The following is a 19346-nucleotide window of genomic DNA, read 5'->3' as shown; positions in this document are numbered from 1 at the left end:
TCGATGTTGAGGTTGGCCATGCGATCGATCGGCGCACGGTTCCAGCCACAGGCGCGGCTGTTGGCCACGCCGTCCAGGCCAGAACGGAACTGCGACAGCGCGCCGCCCAGCGGGCGCAGCAACAGGCCGTGGCGAATCAGGAACTGCTTGCTGGCCGGGGTGCCGTCGTCATCGAAACTATAGCTGGCCAGTTCTTCGCCGATGGTCGGGTCGAAGGTCACGTTCAGCAGCGGGGAGCCGTATTGCAGGTGGCCGAAGTCACTGGCTTTGACGAAGCTGGTACCGGCGTAGTTGCGCTCGTCGCCGAGAATACGGTCCATCTCCAGCGGGTGGCCAATGGACTCGTGGATTTGCAGCATCATCTGGTCCGGCATCAGCAACAGGTCGCGCGGGCCGCTGGGTGTGTTCGGGGCCAGCAGCAGCTGCAGCGCTTCGTCAGCCACCCGGCTGGCTGCGCCCACCAGGCCGCAGCGCTCGATGATCTCGAAGCCACCCTGCTGGCCGAAGTTGTCGCGGCCCAGGCTACGGCTCTGGCTGTCCTGGCCATCGCTGGCGGTGACGCCCAGGCCGGGGAACAGGAAGCGTTGGGCGTGGCGCAGTTCGGCGCCGGCCGAATTGAGATAGGTCTGCTCGACCAGGCTCAGGCCCAGGCTGGCCTGCCAGTCTACCAGGCGGCTGTCCTTGGGCACGCTGGCCGATTCAGCGGCGAGCAGGCCAAGGCAGTCGCCCAGGGTGGGTACAGGTTGGTCGAAGTTGGGCGAAATGTGGTCGTGGCGTGCATCGGTCACTGGCTGATCGCGCAGATCGAGCAGGCTATGCCGGGCAATCTGCCGGGCCAGTGCCTCGGCACGTTCCAGTGCTCGCTGCAGGCCTGCCTGGGACAGGTCGGCGGTGGCCGCATAAGCTTCCACCCCATTCACCCGTGCGATGAGCATGGCGCCTTCGTCCTGGCTGAAGAACGGCGGTTCTGCAACATTGCGGCGAACCGAAAGCGCCTGGTGCGACTGGGTCACATGGCGCAGGGAAAACAACTCGGCCGTACTGCGCAGCGCGGCAAAGCGCTGGCGCAGCAGGGCGCTGGAATCGAACATGCGGAAGCCTCCGTGTACACGGTGGCTCCCCCTAGAACCACGCGTCTTGCAGGGCGAGGCAGGTGTGTCGAATGCCTCGAGCAATGCAGCACATTATGGCAGCCCGGTACTTGCCTGGTCAGGAAATAACGCGCGGCGCCGACAGGCCATCTTTCTGGATGGCGGCCTTCAACATCTCGTTCAGCTGCAACGCGACGTGGTGAGAGGTATCCGTCAGCAGGTAGAGGTGGTGTTCGGCGAAGCCGGGCAAGCCCAGCCCTTGCACGAATGCCAGCGATGTATCAGCGCTCTCCAGGCCTTCGACGATACCGACTGCCAGGCCACTGCGCATGCACGCCAGCACCGCATGCCAGTTGGCGCTTTCCAGCAGGATACGGTACGCAATGCCGTGGGCCTTCAAAGCGTGCAAGGCGGCCTCACGGTACGGGCAGCCCTTCAGTTGCAGTGCCAGCGGCAAAGGGCGGCTGGCATCATGATCGAACCCGGGGGCGGCAGCCCAGCGCGGCTGGGTCGAGCGCAGCCACTCGCCTTGCTCCCAGTTTTCACTGCTGACCGCTACTGCCAGGTCCAGCCGCTGGCGGGCAAACAGGTCGATAAGTTCTGCGCTGGAGCAAGCGACCGCCTCCAGTTCCAGTTGCGGGTTGCTGGCTACAAATACCGGCAAAAAGTCGCTCATCAGGTTGGCGGCATAGCCATCGGGTACACCCAGGCGCACTTTGCCGGTCATCTGCTGCGGCGACAGCGTGGCCAGCAGCCGGTCATGGGCCATCAGAAAACGTGTTGCCTCACCCAGCAAGTGCCGACCTGCCGGCGTCAGCTCCACCGACTGATTGCTGCGCGCAAACAATTGTTGCCCGACTTTTTCCTCCAGCTTCTGGATCTGCGTCGTCACTGCCGATGGGCTGCGGTGAACGTAGTCCGCTGCATCCTTGAATCGCCCCAGCCGGGCCACGGCCTGGAAGGTTCTCAGTACATTGATGTCGAGCCCTTTGCCCATCTAGCCACCTGATTTATCCGGATCGAACCAGCGCTTCGATTTAATCAACTGTACAGGGGTTATACCCCCTCTTACTGTGTGGTCAAGACATGCCTCCCCCCGAAAATGCAATGGAATGATACGGATGAGCCTTAACGACTTCGTTGTAGATGCACTCGTACGCACCCCCTCCTACCAGAACGCACGCTTGTGGACAGTCGAGAACCACGAGAAGTACTCGACCCTGGTTCAGCCTGAGCATGAAGGCGAGGGCGATCATCGTTTCAATCACGAGATATTTCTGCTCATGCGCGCATTGAATGAGCAAGGCATCAGCCAGAGCGGGCTATGTGCTGACGCACGGGGGCAAGGGGCGCTCAAAAGCATCATCGGCAATGTGGCCGAGCGGCTGGCAGCGCTGGCCAACGGGCGCCGCGTTCACTATGTCGAACTAGGCCCCGAGCCGGTCAAAAGTGCCTGCTTGCTCAAGCGCATGGCCGAGACCTCCAGCTCCATTCGCTACACCGCCATCGATATCAACCAGACCTCGGAATCCGAGATGAGCGATGCGCTGCGTCCTATCGTGCAAGCGGATGGCAGCTTCAATTACATTGCCGCCGATTACCGCACCCTCACCCACGACGCTTTGCGTCACGATCAGGAGCTCACCCTGATTACCCTGCTGGGTTTCCAGGAGGGTAATGAACTGCCCGTCAGCACCGGTAGGCTGATCAGAAGCCTGGCGGGTGAAACCACCTACATCCTTTCTGAAATGCAGGTCTACGAGCAGGGCCTGGAAAACGCCATTCTCGGGTTCTACGCCAACCCCAACATGCTTGAGTTCTCTCGAATGGTTGCGCTGCAACAAGGCTTCACGCCGTCGGGTGAGCATCAGGCCCTCCTCGTGCCGCTGCGAATACAGGATGAGGCGATCCATGTGGCGGTGACGCTGCAACCCGTGCAGCGCCAGCAGGCGCGTGGGCATCTGCTGACCAACATCTGCCTCAAATACACGCCCGAACAGTTCCGGCGCATCAGGGCCCAGCACTGCAACTGCAGCGTGGTGGACGAATTTGCCAGTGGTGATGGCTCGGTGCGCTATCAGATCGCGAAGTACCTTCAGTAGCGGATCCACAGGGACAGGACACACCATGAACCTACACACCTTACCCTTGTTCGAACGCGGCATGGGGCGCGTGAAGCTGGCGCTCAAGTCGACCTTGAAACGCACGCCACAGCCTTCGTCGACGTGCCTGACCGAGCAGATTGCCTGGCGCGATGATTTCCTCTGCCAGCACGGGCCCACCGTCAGCGACACCAGAACACTGGGTGAGCTCGGATATGGTCAGAGCCCGCACGCAAACATTGCAGTGGACAGCATCACCGGGGCGGCAGTCGTCCATCGGCTGTTCACCCCCGAGGGTGTTGCGGTCCTGCAAGACGTTTGTGCACGTCTGGAGGACCGCGCGGGTGACAGTGACTGGATCATTTCCCGGCGTACGCGCGGGGTCACGGCACTGTCCTCGTTCATCAACGACATGATGTGCAGTCGCTCGTTTCTGCTGGCTGTATCACGCATTGCCGGCGTGCCGCTTGTGCCTTACCCCATCCTCAATGCCCGCTCGCAGATCAACTACTTCTATCCCAGGCCTGCCGAGCAACAGCAGCAACTGGGCATGTGGCACACGGACGGCACCAACTATGTGCTGAATATCGTGCTGTCGGGGGCCGCCGACTATAGCGGGGGTGAGTTCCTGTTCCACAACGGTACGGTCGATAGCTTCGATGCCCTGGATTACCGGACCTTCGAAACTGCACGGCTGGACGACCCTGGTGATGCCCTGTTCATCTACGGCAGCCGACTGTTCCACGGTGTTCGTCCAGTGCTCAGCGGGCGACGCATGTCACTGGTGTTGTCGTTCCATTGCCCTTACTTCGCCGATGATTCCAACCGTTTCTGGCACCTGGCCTCCGACGACGGCATTCCTGCCACCATCCCCAACTGGTTGAAGTTGCGTTGGGCCTTGCTCCGCCCGGCTGCCCGCCAGTTCGCAGGTACTGGCATCACCCCGATCACCTTCGATGAACTGCATCACACAGGGGCGTGAATATGCCAAGCGGTGCGCTGTACCTAATACTGCTGCAAGCCGTCTTTGTCCTGTCCTGGAGTTCGGGCTTTATTGGTGCCCGCATGGGTACGGAGGACGCAGGTGCGATAAACCTGCTGTTCTGGCGGTTTCTGCTGGTTTGCATCTGCCTGCTGCCGTTTGTCTGGCATCGGCTGCGTGCGCTGTCGTGGGCGCAACTGCGCTACAACGCAGTTATCGGGTTCCTGGCCCAGTTTGCTTACCTGGTCAGCGTTTACATAGCCATTCGCGGAGGCCTACCAGCGGGGATTGCAGCGATCATTTGCGCGCTGCAGCCGTTGATCACGGCATCGATGAGCAACAAGGACCAGCAAGAACGCAGTGGCCGGCAGGAGTGGCTTGGGCTTGCGGTTGGGTTTGCAGGTGTCAGCGTGGTGGTTCTGGGTGAGTACAACCTGTCCACGGCCCGGCTTGCTCTCTGGTTGTATGCCCTGCCGCTGATCGCAGCAGTCACGTTGTCGATCGCCACGCTTTATCAGCGACGGCAATCGGTTCTGGCGACAGACCACAGCAAGGATGGCTTGCTGATGCCTCTGTTTCTGCAATCCACGGCCACGCTCGTACTGCTCACAGCCACGGGGGTGCCGCTGGGCTTGATCGATGTGCCTGGCAGCACGCAAGTTTGGGCGGCGGTTGCATGGCTGACCTTTTTCTCGACGTTTATCGCCTACCTGAGTCTTTGGGTATTGCTGACAAAGCTGTCGGCTACACGTGTGTCGGCCCTGGTCTACCTGGAACCACCGGTCACTTTGCTATGGGCCGCGCTGATGTTCGGCGATGCAATTCACTGGACGACCTATGTAGGGATTGCAGTAGTTGCAGCAGGCATTGCCATTGCTCGCAATCCACGCAGGCCGAGGCAGGCGGCGAGCGTGGAACACGAAGGCACCCCCTAGAACCACGCGTCTTGCATGTTGAGGCAAGTGTCATCGCGTGCCTCGAGCAATGTCAGCTCGTGATGGCAGCCTGGTACTTCCCAGGTCAGGAAGTACCGTGCGGCTTGCAGCTTGCCGAGGTAGAAGTCGTGGTCGGCGGGGTTGCCTTTGAGCATGCCGAGCTCTGCGTGAATCGCCTGCTCCAGCCACCGCCAGCCGATCACGCAGTGGCCGAAGGCTTTGAGGTAAAGGGCTGAATTGGCCAATGTTTCAGCGACTTTACCTTTGGCCAGGTCGCCGAGCAGTACCAGGGTTACGCTTTGCAGGCGGTTGACCAATTGCTCCAGCGGCTGGCGCAGGGGGTCAAGGTTTGGATGGTGGCTGGCGCGCTCGCCAGTTGCTGCCATCAGCCGAAAGAGTTGCTTGAGCCCGGCACCCTTGTTTTGTGCCAGTTTGCGCCCAAGCAAGTCGAGCGACTGGATGCCCTCGGTGCCCTCGTGAATCGGGTTCAGGCGGTTATCGCGGTAGTACTGCTCAACCGGGTATTCGCGGGTATAGCCGTGGCCGCCGAGAATCTGGATAGCCAGTTCATTGGCCTTGAGGCAGAACGCCGAGGGCCAGGACTTGACGATCGGGGTCAGTAGGTCGAGCAGTTCCTGCGCCTGTTTGCGATCACTTTCATCGCAGGCGGTATGGGTGTCGTCGAACAGGCGTGCGGCGTACAGGCCAAGGTCGAAGGCGCCTTCGATGTAGGCTTTCTGGGCCAGCAGCATGCGTTTCACATCGGTGTGCTCGATGATCGGCACTGCCGGGCTGTGCGGGTCCTTGTTGTCCGGCAGCCGGCCCTGCGGGCGTTGGCGGGCGTATTCCAGCGAATACAGGTAGCCTGCATAGCCGAGCATCACTGCACCCATGCCGACGCCGATGCGCGCCTCGTTCATCATCTGGAACATGCAGGTCAGCCCGTGGTGTGGCTGACCGACCAGGTAGCCGACACACTGGCCATTCTCACCGAAGTTCAGGGCGGTGGAGGTGGTGCCGCGCCAGCCCATCTTGTGGAACAGCCCGGCCAGCAGCACATCGTTGCGCGGGCCAAGGCTGCCGTCCGGATTCACCGTGTACTTGGGGACAATGAACAGCGAGATGCCCTTCACCCCTGGCGGTGCGTCCGGCAGTTTGGCCAGGACCATGTGCACGATATTTTCCGACAGTTCGTGGTCACCGCCGGAGATGAAGATCTTGTTGCCCCTGAGCCGGTAGCTGCCGTCGCCCGCCGGTTCCGCACGGGTGCGGATATCGGCAAGCGAGGATCCTGCGTGGGGCTCGGTCAGCGCCATGGTGCCGAAGTAGCGGCCTTCGATCATCGGCTGCAGGAACAGCCGTTTCTGTTCATCCGTGCCGAAACTCTCGATCAGGTTCGCCGCGCCCATGGTCAGGAACGGGTAGGCCGTGGTGCCAGCGTTGGCGGCCTGGAAGTGGGCGAAGCAGGCCTGCGAAACCAGGCTGGGCAGCTGCATGCCACCGACCTCGAAGTCGCGGTTGGCGTTGAGGAAGCCGGCTTCGAGGAAGGCGTCGACTGCCGGCTTCACCTCCGCGATCAGCTCGGCGCGGCCGTCTACATAGCGCGGCTCGTTTTCGTCGGCCTTTCGGTTGTGCGGAGCGAAGAACTTTTCGGCGATGGTGCGTGCGGTGGTCAGGGCCGCGTCGAAGGTTTCGCGGCTGTGCTCGGCGAAGCGCGGGCGTTGGGTCAGGGCTTGGGCGTCGAGGACTTCGTAGAGCTCGAAGGCCAGGTTGCGGTGGCAGAGCAGGGTCTCGGGCATGGGGGCGGTCCTAGAGCGGGCTTGGTGCGAGTCTAGGATTGGCCGAACAGAGCTGGCTACCATGATTGATTCAGATGATGTTCAGTCACAGATTCTCGCATTTGGAGCGTCTGATGTTGGTTGACGGGGCGAAGGGGCTGGGTTGAGTGAGCGTCAAGGGAACCAGATGTTCACAGTGAGCATTGCGAGCATTGCAGCACCAGTGAGATCAAAAGGCATGCACCTGTCAGCCTTGGCACTCTTTAGGCTCTGCTATTCCACTGACAGTATTAGGAATTTGAGGCATCAGAGACTTGTTCGGAGAAGACGGCAGGAAGCTACCTACGTGCGTTACAGAAACTTCCTACGACCGCGGTGATGGAACATGAGGTAGATATTGACTCTTCACTGTGGAGGAATTCTATGGACAGGATTTGTGAGTGGCGAGACGTCTGGAAAGAAGAGTTAGAGAGGGTTGAAGACCATTTTTTTGCTTGTTCGGTAGTCTGCAAAGCTTTGCTGGAAAATACCACCCTGAGTGGGCTGCGTGATTTCCAGAGGGCTTGTGATCTGCCGCCTGGGCGTCCTCTGCTGCAGGCTGATATCGAGCGAGCTTTGAAGCTGGTGGAGGACGGCAGATGGTTTGTTATTCGGGAGAAGCCAATTTCTCCGGTTGATGTAGCGCGTTACCCTCGCTTGAGATGGGCCGAATCAAAGCTGGATCTACTGCTATCTGAGAGTAAATACCCAGAGGTGGAAGGTCCTGGAAAGTGGAAGATATTCAGTATTGATACAAATTTACTGTGGTCGGGTGCGGCATTGGCGGCAAACTTTGTAACATCTCGAGGGGATGAGGGGCGTCTTTTTTCGAGCGAGGGAAAAGACTATGCCAATACCCGTAGGGTTGTGAGTCAGAGGTGGGTACCGTTGGGTGAAAGTGAGCGGAGTTTCGCCAGGCTGTCGGCTATACATCGATATGGCGATGTACGACGGATAACGCAAAACTATGTACAGGCTGATGATGCATGGGCGATCACGGGGCAGTCTTGGCACCGGCGTCCTGTGGTGCCTGACGAGGAGTATGAGTATAGAAGGGGAGCATATTGATGGTCTCAAATATAAATAAGCAACGATCTATACATTTGCTTTGGGCAAGTATGGATGCGTTTTATATTATTTTGTACATCTTGCGTAATGTCGCCCGAGGCGCAATACCTTTGTGGTCGGATTTGAGCAGTGGTCTTGAAGTGGTGCGGAGTTGGGGTGGTTCAGGTTATGTGATTTGGGTTGGGCTGTTTTTACAGCTTTCAGTTATTGTTACGTGTGTGAGTTTTTTCAAGTATCAAAAATTCGTGGTTTTTTTGGCGGTGGTGCAGATGCCATTCAGATTGTTTTTCATTGTTCCGTCAATTTCGGTGGTTTTGCTCTTACCTATGGTGGTTGCTGGCATCAATAACTGGATATGGGTTGGGTTGTTAATTGCCTCAGAGGCGATTAAGGGGTGGAGTATCTGGTGGCTTTGGCGCACCTCTGGATCGCCCATCTTGGAAAGATAGTTTAGCCGATGCCGCGAGTTGTTCGCCGCATACCTCGCAGCACAAGGCTGATCCTACTTTTTTTGCAACGTGCCAAACCTGTTCGGCCATCGTCGCCCGCTTTGTTGGTTTGATGATATCTCCACGTTGGCGCGGCTGCCGCCCCGCACTCCTTCAGTCATGCACCAAGGCTGACAACCATGGCCTCACCGGCATGGTCACGTTGCAACAAATGTGAGCAGCCTTGTGCTGCGAAGCGCCGCGCGGGTGGCGCTCGGTCTCGCCGGCGCTGCAATGGGTGCGACGAACACCTGCCAGTCTCACCGCATTCCGGCCAATTTCGGCAGATCACTTTAGGTTTTCACCTATTCCATGTAGTCCATTTCCCAAACATACTCCCAACCCCCTCCAAGCCATTGCGGTGCTCTGGGTAGGGCCCTAGTCTCGGGTGGTCGCTGTGAAATCAGTGACCGGCTTTGACAGGCCGCTTAGGTCAAACCGCATGGCTTTGCCTTTATGGCAGCTGTGCATGGGGCACTTCGTGTGCGCCGGGTTTTGGTTTGCCTACCGGTCTGTCAACCCATGTACAGCTGCCACCCTCTTGTTTGACAGCAGGTGTGTGGTGGCCCTTATCACTAGGTGAACCATGATGCTGAAGATAGTCCCCGATCCACCCCTTAACGCCCATTCCCCTGAAGACACCCTGGTCCAGGCCACCGATCACGCGCCGTGTACCGCAACCGTTGTGCACCACGCCATGCAGCTGCAGCCCATGTCGCCGGCTTCGATCCTGATGATGACCTCGATGCATGAGCTGGAGGTGCTGCAGGCTTTGCTGGAGTCTGCGCTGGTTCAGGTGCAGATGCCCAGCGAGTCCAGAACTTCGCACTAAGGCTGATTTATGTGTTGTGAGGCCTGCCCGCGAAACGGCCAGGCCAGGCAGCCTAGAATTTTCAGGGGATTGAACAATGACAACAGAAGACACCCAATTCACCGTCGGCAAAACCACTTTCTACCAGGGCGAAAATGGCACACATCCACTGTTTCGCATCGAGCCGGGTATCCCGTGCAGGGACGCACGCGAGCAGTCTTCGGAATTGATGGGCTATGTGCGCGAATTGACCATCATCGGGTTGATGGATGAGAAACCGATGATGCTCTGGGCTGCGCATTATTTGAGTGCGATGGCCAAGGCGCTGATGGATGATGCTGAGCTGGGGATGAAGCAGTGAGGGGGCGGCTTCAGGTTGCATGAAGGCAGCCATGTGTTCGCCACAACAATTTCAGCGCCTAGGAGACCGAGCGCCGCCCGCGCGGCGCATCGCGGATAAATCCGCTCCTACATCTGTTGCAACGTGCCGAACCTGTAACGCCATGGTTGCCAGCCCTGGCGCATGTCTTGAGTCTTGCAAACCGGCTGACAACCATGGCCTCACAGGCATGGCCACGTTGCAACAGATGTAGGAGCGGATTTATCCGCGATGCGCCGCGCGGGCGGCGCTCGATCTCACAGGCGCAGAAACTGTTGTGGCGGACACCTGCCAGCCCACCCCCAATCTCAAGACACCCATAAAAAAGGGAGAGCCGAAGCTCTCCCTTTCCTTTCAACAACCCCCAGCCTCAGCCAATGGTCATCAAGCTGGCATTCCCCCCAGCAGCCGCAGTGTTCACACTCACCGCCCGCTCGATCACCAGTCGCTCAAGCGCAATCTGATGGTCGCCGCTGGACAGCCCGTGCACACCGACGATCGCCCCGGCACGCTTGGCTACCTGCTGGCACACGCTGCGCAGCTGGTCCGAGTCGCCATGGTGGATCACGGCGTCGAACGCTACCTCATCCTTGCTCCAGTCCGCTACCAGCTTGACCTTGGCCTGCAGCTCCTTCGGCAGGCGGGCGCGCAGGGCTTTGCCCGGTTCGCCGTCAGCCCATACCGCCGAGCTGCCAACCGCCAGCACTGCAGCGAACTGCGCCAGCAGGTCGGCTTCGTTGTCTGCCAGGCACAGCACATGCTCGCGGGGCAGAATGGTGTAGCTGTTGCGCTCGCCGGTCGGGCCTGGCAACAGGCGGGCGATGCCGCTTTGCGATTGCCCGGCGAACTGGCTGCACAGTGTGGCCAGGTCGGCCAGCTGGTTGCCTTCGGCCCAGGCCTTCAGGCCGTGCAGAGGCTTGCTCAGTTGCTCGTGCAGGGCGCGGTCTGGCTTGCCTTCGCCATCCTGCAGTGCGAAGTGGCGAGCTATTGCGTCGACCGGGCGGGTCGACAACAGGCGGTAGAGGTACAGCGGGCCGCCGGCTTTCGGGCCGGTGCCGGACAAGCCTTCACCACCGAACGGCTGCACGCCCACCACTGCACCTACGATGTTGCGGTTGACGTACATGTTGCCGGCGTTGGCGGTTTCCACCACCTTGGCAATGGTCTCGTCGATACGGGTGTGCACGCCCAGGGTCAGGCCATAGCCGGAATTGTTGATCTGCTCGATCAGCTGGTCCAGGTTGCGACGGTTGTAGCGCACCACGTGCAGCACCGGGCCGAAGATTTCGCGTTTCAGTTCGTCGAAGCTGTCCAGTTCGATCAACGTCGGCATGACGAAGGTGCCGCGTTTGACCTCGGCAGCATCGGCAATGGCGACCTGATAAACCGAACGGCCTTTTTCGCGCATACCCTGGATGTGCTTCTCGATGCCGGCCTTGGCTTCGGCGTCGATCACCGGACCGATGTCCACGGCCAGGCGGTCCGGGTTGCCCAGGCGGCTCTCGGCCATGGCACCTTTGAGCATTTCGATCACGCGGTCGGCGGAGTCTTCCTGCAGGCACAGCACGCGCAGGGCCGAGCAACGCTGGCCGGCGCTGTCGAAGGCCGAAGACACCACGTCGATCACCACCTGCTCGGTCAGTGCCGAGGAGTCGACGATCATGGCGTTCTGGCCGCCGGTTTCGGCGATCAGCGGGATCGGGCGGCCCTGGTTGTCCAGGCGGCCGGCAACGTTACGCTGCAGCAGACGGGCAACTTCGGTGGAGCCGGTGAACATAACGCCCTTGACGCGCTCGTCACCGACCAGGCCGGCACCGACGGTTTCGCCGCGGCCTGGCAGCAGTTGCAGCACGCCTTCAGGAATGCCGGCTTCCAGCAGCAGGCGCACGGCCTGTGCGGCGATCAGCGGGGTTTGCTCGGCCGGCTTGGCCAGTACCGGGTTGCCCGCGGCCAGTGCCGCAGCCACCTGGCCGGTGAAGATGGCCAGCGGGAAGTTCCACGGGCTGATGCACACCACCGGGCCCAGCGGGCGGTGGGCGTCGTTGCTGAAGTCGTTGCGGGCCTGCACTGCGTAGTAGCGCAGGAAGTCCACCGCCTCGCGCACTTCGGCGATGGCGTTGGCGAAGGTCTTGCCGGCTTCACGCACCAGCAGGCCCATCAGCGGCTGGATCTCGGCTTCCATCAGGTCGGCGGTGCGTTCCAGGATGGCGGCGCGTTCAGCCGGCGGCGTGGCCTGCCAGATCGGCGCGGCGTTGATCGCGCACTGGATGGCGTTGTCGACGTCGCCTACGGTGGCTTCCTGGACATGGCCGACCACGTCGCGGTGGTCCGCCGGGTTCAGCACAGGTGCAGCAGCGGACTCGCTGGCGCTGCAGGCCAGCAGCGGGGCAGCTTTCCAGTCGTTGTGCGCGGTGGCCAGCATGGCGCAGGACAGCGACGCCAGGCGGTGTTCGTTGGCCATGTCGATACCGGCCGAGTTGGCCCGCTCGCTGCCATACAGCTCACGCGGCATCGGGATGCGCGGGTGTGGCAGGCCGAGGCTGCCTTCCTGGGTGCCCATGCGCTCGATGCTGGCGACCGGGTCGGCAACCAGTTCCTGAATGGAAATCGAGTGGTCGGCGATGCGGTTGACGAACGAGGTGTTGGCGCCGTTTTCCAGCAGGCGACGCACCAGGTAGGCCAGCAGCGTTTCGTGGGTGCCGACCGGCGCATAAACGCGGCAAGGACGGTTCAGCTTGCCTTCGGAGATCTTGCCGACCACCTGCTCGTACAGCGGCTCGCCCATGCCGTGCAGGCACTGGAACTCGTACTGGCCGGGGTAATAGTTCTGGCCGGCGATGTGGTAGATGGCCGACAGGGTGTGGGCGTTGTGGGTAGCGAACTGGGGGTAGATGGCTTCCGGCACGGCCAGCAGCTTGCGGGCGCAGGCCACGTAGGACACGTCGGTGTAAACCTTACGGGTGTAGACCGGGTAGCCTTCCAGGCCTTCGACCTGGGCGCGCTTGATCTCGCTGTCCCAGTAGGCGCCTTTCACCAGGCGGATCATCAGGCGATGGCGGCTGCGCTTGGCCAGGTCGATGACGTAGTCGATCACGTACGGGCAGCGTTTCTGATAGGCCTGGATGACGAAGCCGATACCGTTCCAGCCCGCCAGGGACGGCTCGAAGCACAGGCGCTCGAGCAGGTCGAGGGAAAGCTCAAGGCGGTCGGCTTCTTCGGCGTCGATGTTCAGACCGATGTCGTATTGCTTGGCCAGCAGGGTCAGCGACAGCAGGCGCGGGTACAGCTCTTCCATCACGCGCTCGTACTGGGCGCGGCTGTAGCGCGGGTGCAGCGCGGACAGCTTGATCGAGATGCCCGGGCCTTCATAGATGCCACGGCCATGGGAAGCCTTGCCGATCGAATGGATCGCCTGTTCGTAGGACGCCAGGTACTTCTGCGCATCGTGCTCGGTGAGTGCAGCTTCGCCAAGCATGTCGTAGGAGTAACGGAAGCCCTTGGACTCGAAGCGGCTGGCGTTGGCCAGAGCTTCGGCGATGGTTTCGCCAGTGACGAACTGCTCGCCCATCAAACGCATGGCCATGTCGACGCCCTTGCGGATCATCGGCTCGCCGCTCTTGCCGATGATGCGGGTGAGCGAGGAGGTGAGGCCTGCTTCGTTATGGGTGGAAACAAGCTTGCCGGTCAGCAGCAGGCCCCAGGTAGCCGCGTTGACAAACAGCGATGGGCTGTTGCCCAGGTGTGGCTGCCAGTTGCCGTTGCTGATCTTGTCGCGGATCAGGGCGTCGCGGGTACCTTTGTCGGGGATGCGCAGCAGCGCTTCGGCCAGACACATCAGTGCCACGCCTTCCTGGGAGGAGAGGGAGAATTCCTGCAGCAGGCCCTGGACGATACCGGCACGGCCGCCAGCGCTCTTCTGGTTGCGCAGCTTTTCAGCGATACCAGCGGCCATCTTGTTGGTCGCTTCGGCCAGCGGAGCGCTCAGGCGCGCCTGCTCCAGCAGCATCGGCACCACTTCCTGTTCGGGGCGGCGGTAAGCGGCGGTAATTGCCGAGCGCAGTACCGACTGCGGCAGGATGCTCTCGGCAAACTCCAGGAAGCATTGGTGAGCATGATCGGCCTGCACTTCGCCGGCGTCATCTGCCAGGCTGCTGGCATGACCGTTGATTTCGGTCAGGGTGGCACCACCCTCGAGCTTCTCCAGGTAATTGAAGATCGCTTGCTTGATCAACCAGTGCGGCGTGCGGTCGATAGACTGCGCAGCTGCCTTGAGTCGCTCACGGGTCGGGTCATCGAGTTTGACCCCAAGGGTGGTCGTCGCCATTTCTTATCCTCATTATTGCCACGGTTGTGGCCTAAGCTGTTGCCAAGAGTAGCTGTAGGATATTTCAGGTGCAACCAGGTGCAACCGGAATTTTCCGTTTATTGGGTGCAACTCGTCCGACACTCTTTTCCATATGGCCGAAAGGGCCGTTTTGGTTGCTTTTTCTTCTGAAAATTGCGGTTGATGCTCCCAAAAGGAGCAAAAAAGCGGCTTTATCTGAAAATGTTGCAGAAGGTGCAACTTGTAACTGAAAAAGGGTTGCACCGTCTTTGCGTTGTTGCATAGGATTCGCCGCCTGGGTGCAACCATCCAAACGGTTGGTTGTGCATGACATAAAAACAAACGCCAGGGCACACGCATGGGCAATCCACTAACGATCACCTTCGTGATCTACATTGCGGTAATGGTGCTGATCGGCTTCGCCGCCTATCGCTCCACCAACAACCTTTCCGACTACATCCTTGGCGGTCGCAGCCTGGGCAGCGTGGTCACTGCGCTCTCGGCTGGCGCTTCCGACATGAGCGGCTGGCTGCTGATGGGCCTGCCGGGCGCTATCTATTTCTCGGGCCTTTCCGAAGCCTGGATTGCCATCGGCCTGACGGTCGGTGCCTACCTGAACTGGCTGTTCGTGGCAGGCCGCCTGCGCGTGCAGACCGAGCACAACGGTGATGCGTTGACCCTGCCGGACTACTTCTCCAGCCGGTTCGAGGACCAGAGCGGCCTGCTGCGCATCATCTCGGCCATTGTCATCCTGGTGTTCTTCACCATCTATTGCGCCTCCGGCATCGTGGCCGGTGCCCGCCTGTTCGAAAGCACCTTCGGCATGCCGTACGAGACCGCTCTGTGGGCCGGTGCCGCGGCGACCATTGCCTACACCTTCATCGGTGGCTTCCTGGCGGTGAGCTGGACTGACACGGTTCAGGCTTCGCTGATGATCTTCGCGCTCATCCTCACGCCGATCATCGTGCTGATCTCCACGGGCGGCGTCGACACGACCTTCCTGGCCATCGAGGCGCAGAACCCGGCCAACTTCGACATGCTCAAGGGCGCGACCTTCATCGGCATCATTTCGCTGATGGGCTGGGGCCTGGGCTACTTCGGTCAGCCGCACATCCTGGCGCGCTTCATGGCTGCCGACTCGGTCAAGTCGATCGCCAAGGCCCGTCGCATCTCCATGACCTGGATGATCCTGTGCCTGGCCGGTACCTGTGCTGTCGGCTTCTTCGGCATTGCCTACTTCTCTGCGCACCCGGACCTGGCGGGCCCGGTGACCGAGAACCACGAGCGCGTGTTCATCGAGCTGGCCAAGATTCTGTTCAACCCATGGGTGGCTGGCGTGCTGCTGTCGGCTATTCTGGCGGCAGTGATGAGTACCCTGAGCTGCCAGCTGCTGGTGTGCTCTAGCGCGCTGACCGAAGACTTCTACAAAGCCTTCCTGCGCAAGGGTGCTTCGCAGCGCGAGCTGGTATGGGTAGGCCGGGTGATGGTATTGGCCGTTGCACTGATTGCCATTGGCATGGCGGCCAACCCGGAAAACCGCGTACTGGGCCTGGTGGCCTATGCCTGGGCTGGCTTCGGCGCTGCCTTTGGCCCGGTGGTGCTGATCTCGGTATTGTGGAAAGGCATGACCCGTAACGGCGCGCTGGCCGGTATCGTGGTAGGCGCACTGACCGTGATCCTGTGGAAGAACTTCGACACCCTCGGGCTGTACGAAATCATCCCCGGCTTCCTGTTCGCCAGCATCGCCATTTTCCTGGTGAGCAAGCTGGGCAGCCCGTCGCAGGCGATGGTGCAGCGCTTTGAAACCGCTGATGCGGCGTATCACGCTGACAAGTGATGAGTTGTGAATGAGTAACGCAAGCGGCCCGAACAATGTAGTTGTTCGGGCCGCTTGCGTTTGGGGCGATTGTTCTTAGAGCGTGAACTCGCACCGGGTCGGCTCGAATGCGCCGGCTTCACGCGGGACGATCCTGGCTTCATAGGTACCAGGGCCATGGCGGTCCAGGCTCACTTCCCACTCGTCGGACTTCGAGCTCGGTACCACTATTGTCTCGGCAGTGCCATCTTGTTTCTTGAGTTTCAGCTGCGCGGTGTAGGGCACATTGTTCACGCCGAGTGTTCCGTGCAGTCGATTTTGAGTTTTATCGTATTGAATGGAAGCTTTCATTTGCATCTACTCCTGGTGGGTGGAAGCTGGATTCTTGCTGCTGGCAGCGCGGCGGAGAATCAGGAACCCGTTCCGGCGGATGAAGGTTTTCAGGGGGGGCGGGAGCGCCTGAAGAAGTGTTGCTGGTTGATCGCTGCACCTGACTCCGCTGGCAAGGCGAGGTAAACTTGCCGCTTGCGCAGGAGTTGCCATGAACTATCGTCACGCCTTCCACGCCGGCAACCACGCCGACGTCCTCAAACACATCGTGCTGACCCGCCTCATCGCCCTGATGTCGCGCAAGGAGCAGCCGTTCGCCTATATCGATACCCACGCCGGCCTTGGTCTGTATGACTTGCAAGGCGACCAGGCGACCCGCACCGGCGAGTACCTGGAAGGCGTCGCCCGCCTGTGGAATCGCGATGACCTGCCGGCCATGGCCGCTGATTACCTGCGCGTCATCAAACGCCTCAATGCCGACGGCGAGCTGCGCTACTACCCCGGCTCGCCCGAATTGGCCCGCCGCCTCATGCGCCAGCAGGACCGCGCCCTGCTCAATGAAAAGCACCCTGAAGACGGGCCGCTGCTCAAAGAGAACATGAAGAAAGACCCGCGTGTGACCGTGCACCTGGGCGAAGGCTGGCATGTGCCGCGGGCCCTGCTGCCGGTGCAGGAAAAGCGCGCGATCATGCTGATCGACCCGCCGTTCGAGCAGGCTGACGAGCTCAAGCGTTGCACCACATCGATGAAAGAGGCGATCGGCCGCATGCGCCAGACTGTCGCGGCCATCTGGTACCCGATCAAGGATCAACGCTCGCTCACCCGTTTCTACCAGGACCTGACCAGCACTGGCGCGCCGAAGTTGCTGCGGCTCGAACTGTATGTGCATCACCAGGACAGCCCGCAGGGCCTGAACGGCTCGGGCCTGGCCATCGCCAACCCGCCGTGGGGCCTGGAAGAAGAGCTCAAAGAGCTGCTGCCGTGGCTGGCCAAAGAGCTGGCGCAGACCGCCGGCAGCTATCGCATGGACTGGCTGATCGCCGAATAAGCCGCGCCGCGATCCCTGTGCAGGAGCGCGCAGTTCTTGGTGTTTGCGTTATAATCCCGCCCTTTAGTCGCCACCCGCCCATGAGGCCGCTGGCGCATTTCTACCGAACGAAGAGGCTAATCCCTTGGCATTGACGATTCTTGGCCTGTCCGGCGCCCTTAGCCATGACCCTTCCGCGGCCCTGTACATTGACGGCAAGCTGATTGCCGCCGCCGAAGAAGAGCGCTTCGTGCGTGACAAGCATGCGAAGAACCGCATGCCCTACGAGTCGGCGAAGTTCTGTCTGGAGCAGGCGGGCATCAAGCCTTCCGACGTCGACGTTGTAGCCATCCCGTTCGCCCCGATCAGCCTGTTCGGCAAAGCGCGCTGGCACTATGCCAAGCGCTACTGGTACGCCCCCGACCGCGCCATCGACGCGATCCTGATGGGCAACCGTCGCTACAAGCGCTACCGCAAGAAGATCGTCTGGTGCCTGGAGCAGCTGGGCTTCGACCCGAAAAAGGTCAAGATCGAGCCGGTCGAGCATCACTTGGCCCACGCTTCCAGTGCCTACCACTGCTCGGGCTTCAAGGAAAAAACCGCGATCCTGGGCATCGACGGCAAAGGTGAGTACGCCACCACCTTCTTCGGCTATGGCGAAAACGGCAAGATCCACAAGATCAAGGAATTCTTCGACCCGGATTCCCTCGGTGGCCTGTATGGCGCTATTACCGAGTTCCTTGGCTTCGAGATGCTCGACGGTGAGTTCAAGGTCATGGGCATGGCGCCGTACGGCGACGCCAGCAAGTATGACTTCTCGCGCCTGGCCAGCTTTGAAAACGGCGAACTGGTGATCAACACCGAGTACGCCAACGTCATTGGCTTGCGCCGCTACAAAGAGAAAGGCAAGGGCTTCTATTTCTCGCCGAAGCTGATCGAATGGCTGGGCCCGAAACGCGAAGGCGACATCGCCGACGAGCCGTACATCCACTACGCGGCCAGCATGCAGGCGCTGTTCGAAAAGCTCGCCTTGCAGATGATCGATCACTACCTGGGCGATACCCTGCGTGAAACCGGCAAGCTGGCCTTCGCCGGCGGCTGCGCGCTGAACGTCAAGCTCAACCAGAAGATCATCGCCCGTTCCGACGTCAAGGAGCTGTTCGTCCAGCCGGCCTCCGGCGACGCCGGTACTGCAGTTGGTGCTGCTGCCTACGTCTCTCACGCCCGTGGCGTGCCGGTCGAGAAGATGGAGCATGTCTACCTCGGCCCTTCGTACTCCAACGAGGACGTGATCGCCGCCTGCGCCCGTCACCCGGACGCGCCGAAGTGGCGCAAGCTCGACAACATGCCCGAGCAGATCGCCAAAATCATGGTCGACGGCAACCCGGTGGCCTGGTTCCAGGGCCGCATGGAGTTCGGCCCGCGTGCCCTGGGTGGTCGTTCGATCATCGGTTGCCCTAGCGTCGAAGGCGTGGCCGACCGCATCAACCACCAGATCAAGTTCCGTGAACGCTGGAGACCCTTCTGCCCGTCGATGCTCGACACCGTCGCCCCGCAGATGATCAAGGTCGACCACCCGGCGCCGTTCATGACCTTCACCTTCGAAGTGGCTGAAGAGTGGAAGACCCGCGTGCCGGAAGTGGTTCACGAGGACGGCACTTCGCGTGCCCAGGTGCTCAAGCGCGAATACAACCCGCGCTACTACGACATGATGAAAGCGCTGGAAGACCTGACCGGCAACGGCGTGTCGCTGAACACCTCGCTGAACCGCCGTGGTGAGCCGATGATCTGCTCGCCGACCGACGCCTTGAACATGTTCTTCGGCTCGGACCTGCAGTACCTGATCATGGAAGACATCCTGGTGGTGAAGGACGGCGCAGCCGCGTATGACCAGCCGCTCTGAACCGCGCATCCTGCAGTTCTGCCATGGCTATGACGGGCCGTTCCTGGACTGTGCCCGTCAGTACGCCAGCCTGTTCCAGGGGCGTGGCTACCAGGTCACCACGGTGTTCCTCACCGGCGCAGCCGATCCTCAAGTGGCGGCCGGCTGCGCGTCGGACGAGGTGCTGTTCCTGGAGTTCAGCTCCAAGGCCGTGCGTGGGCTGAAGCTCGGCGCCATTCGCGCACTACGGCGGATCGCGGCCGAGCGCAAATTCGCATTCTGCATTGCCCACCG

General features: G+C 60.8%; 16 protein-coding genes and 1 pseudogene. 11 read left to right on the top strand and 6 right to left on the bottom strand.

Going from position 1 to position 19346, the window contains the following annotated elements; genetic code table 11:
• Both HP546_RS11080 and HP546_RS11075 read right to left on the bottom strand, forming a co-directional pair.
• The coding region (locus HP546_RS11080) for a TldD/PmbA family protein (RefSeq protein WP_172224461.1) at nt 1–1091 on the bottom strand (1091 nt) is incomplete at its 3' end.
• Between the two features lie 118 nt (nt 1092–1209).
• Complete coding sequence (locus tag HP546_RS11075; protein WP_172224458.1) at nt 1210–2088, bottom strand: LysR family transcriptional regulator; 879 nt, start codon at nt 2086–2088, stop codon at nt 1210–1212.
• Between the two features lie 124 nt (nt 2089–2212).
• Here HP546_RS11075 and HP546_RS11070 point away from each other — a divergent pair, with 124 nt between their 5' ends.
• Genes HP546_RS11070 through HP546_RS11060 form a run of 3 tightly spaced genes read left to right on the top strand, consistent with a single transcriptional unit; the run spans nt 2213 to nt 5110 of the window.
• Nucleotides 2213–3193, top strand: coding sequence for a hypothetical protein (locus HP546_RS11070; protein ID WP_172224455.1), 981 nt, complete (start codon nt 2213–2215; stop codon nt 3191–3193).
• 25 nt (nt 3194–3218) lie between these two features.
• Nucleotides 3219–4175 carry a 2OG-Fe(II) oxygenase gene (locus HP546_RS11065; RefSeq protein WP_172224452.1) on the top strand — a complete coding sequence of 319 codons (957 nt, stop codon included), beginning with the start codon at nt 3219–3221 and terminating at the stop codon, nt 4173–4175.
• Between the two features lie 2 nt (nt 4176–4177).
• A complete protein-coding gene (locus HP546_RS11060; RefSeq protein ID WP_172224449.1) occupies nt 4178–5110 on the top strand; it encodes a DMT family transporter in 933 nt (310 codons plus the stop codon).
• On the opposite strand, the gene HP546_RS11055 is transcribed toward HP546_RS11060, so the two are convergent.
• A complete protein-coding gene (locus HP546_RS11055) occupies nt 5107–6909 on the bottom strand; it encodes an acyl-CoA dehydrogenase (protein WP_172224446.1) in 1803 nt (600 codons plus the stop codon). The two genes, HP546_RS11060 and HP546_RS11055, sit on opposite strands and share 4 nt — an antisense overlap.
• A 402-nt stretch (nt 6910–7311) precedes the next feature.
• Between HP546_RS11055 and HP546_RS11050 the strand changes: the two genes are divergently transcribed.
• From HP546_RS11050 to HP546_RS11035, 4 genes are all read left to right on the top strand, one after another.
• Nucleotides 7312–7995, top strand: a complete 684-nt coding sequence (locus HP546_RS11050; protein ID WP_172224443.1) for a hypothetical protein — start codon at nt 7312–7314, stop codon at nt 7993–7995.
• The gene (locus HP546_RS11045) at nt 7995–8444 is read left to right on the top strand and encodes a hypothetical protein (RefSeq protein ID WP_256678458.1); all 450 of its coding nucleotides are present in this window, start codon (nt 7995–7997) and stop codon (nt 8442–8444) included. Before HP546_RS11050 ends, HP546_RS11045 begins: the two co-directional genes overlap by 1 nt.
• A gap of 628 nt (nt 8445–9072) precedes the next feature.
• Nucleotides 9073–9315 carry a hypothetical protein gene (locus tag HP546_RS11040; RefSeq protein WP_172224437.1) on the top strand — a complete coding sequence of 81 codons (243 nt, stop codon included), beginning with the start codon at nt 9073–9075 and terminating at the stop codon, nt 9313–9315.
• Nucleotides 9316–9391: 76 nt separating this feature from the next.
• A complete protein-coding gene (locus tag HP546_RS11035) occupies nt 9392–9655 on the top strand; it encodes a DUF3077 domain-containing protein (RefSeq protein WP_172224434.1) in 264 nt (87 codons plus the stop codon).
• Nucleotides 9656–10043: 388 nt separating this feature from the next.
• Here the strand turns inward: HP546_RS11035 and putA are convergent, their stop codons facing one another.
• The gene (gene putA, locus HP546_RS11030) at nt 10044–13997 is read right to left on the bottom strand and encodes a trifunctional transcriptional regulator/proline dehydrogenase/L-glutamate gamma-semialdehyde dehydrogenase (protein ID WP_172224431.1); all 3954 of its coding nucleotides are present in this window, start codon (nt 13995–13997) and stop codon (nt 10044–10046) included.
• A gap of 64 nt (nt 13998–14061) precedes the next feature.
• A complete protein-coding gene (locus HP546_RS11025) occupies nt 14062–14280 on the bottom strand; it encodes a hypothetical protein (RefSeq protein ID WP_172224428.1) in 219 nt (72 codons plus the stop codon).
• 75 nt (nt 14281–14355) lie between these two features.
• Here HP546_RS11025 and putP point away from each other — a divergent pair, with 75 nt between their 5' ends.
• A complete protein-coding gene (putP, locus tag HP546_RS11020; RefSeq protein ID WP_172224425.1) occupies nt 14356–15834 on the top strand; it encodes a sodium/proline symporter PutP in 1479 nt (492 codons plus the stop codon).
• Nucleotides 15835–15909: 75 nt separating this feature from the next.
• On the opposite strand, the gene HP546_RS11015 is transcribed toward putP, so the two are convergent.
• Nucleotides 15910–16164 carry a hypothetical protein gene (locus tag HP546_RS11015; protein WP_172224422.1) on the bottom strand — a complete coding sequence of 85 codons (255 nt, stop codon included), beginning with the start codon at nt 16162–16164 and terminating at the stop codon, nt 15910–15912.
• Nucleotides 16165–16354: 190 nt separating this feature from the next.
• Here HP546_RS11015 and HP546_RS11010 point away from each other — a divergent pair, with 190 nt between their 5' ends.
• From HP546_RS11010 to HP546_RS11000, 3 genes and pseudogenes are all read left to right on the top strand, one after another.
• Nucleotides 16355–17191 (top strand): 23S rRNA (adenine(2030)-N(6))-methyltransferase RlmJ, encoded by an 837-nt coding sequence (locus tag HP546_RS11010; RefSeq protein WP_172224419.1) that lies wholly within the window; start codon nt 16355–16357, stop codon nt 17189–17191.
• Between the two features lie 124 nt (nt 17192–17315).
• The gene (locus HP546_RS11005) at nt 17316–19073 is read left to right on the top strand and encodes a carbamoyltransferase (RefSeq protein ID WP_172224416.1); all 1758 of its coding nucleotides are present in this window, start codon (nt 17316–17318) and stop codon (nt 19071–19073) included.
• Nucleotides 19057–19346, top strand: a pseudogene (locus HP546_RS11000) (glycosyltransferase); the annotation flags it as partial. The gene HP546_RS11005 and the pseudogene HP546_RS11000, both read left to right, overlap by 17 nt.

This window comes from Pseudomonas sp. CM25, assembly GCF_013179705.1.
Classification (GTDB): Bacteria; Pseudomonadota; Gammaproteobacteria; order Pseudomonadales; family Pseudomonadaceae; genus Aquipseudomonas.
Note: the sequence above shows the minus strand (reverse complement) of the source record. Positions and strands in the feature narration are given on the sequence as shown.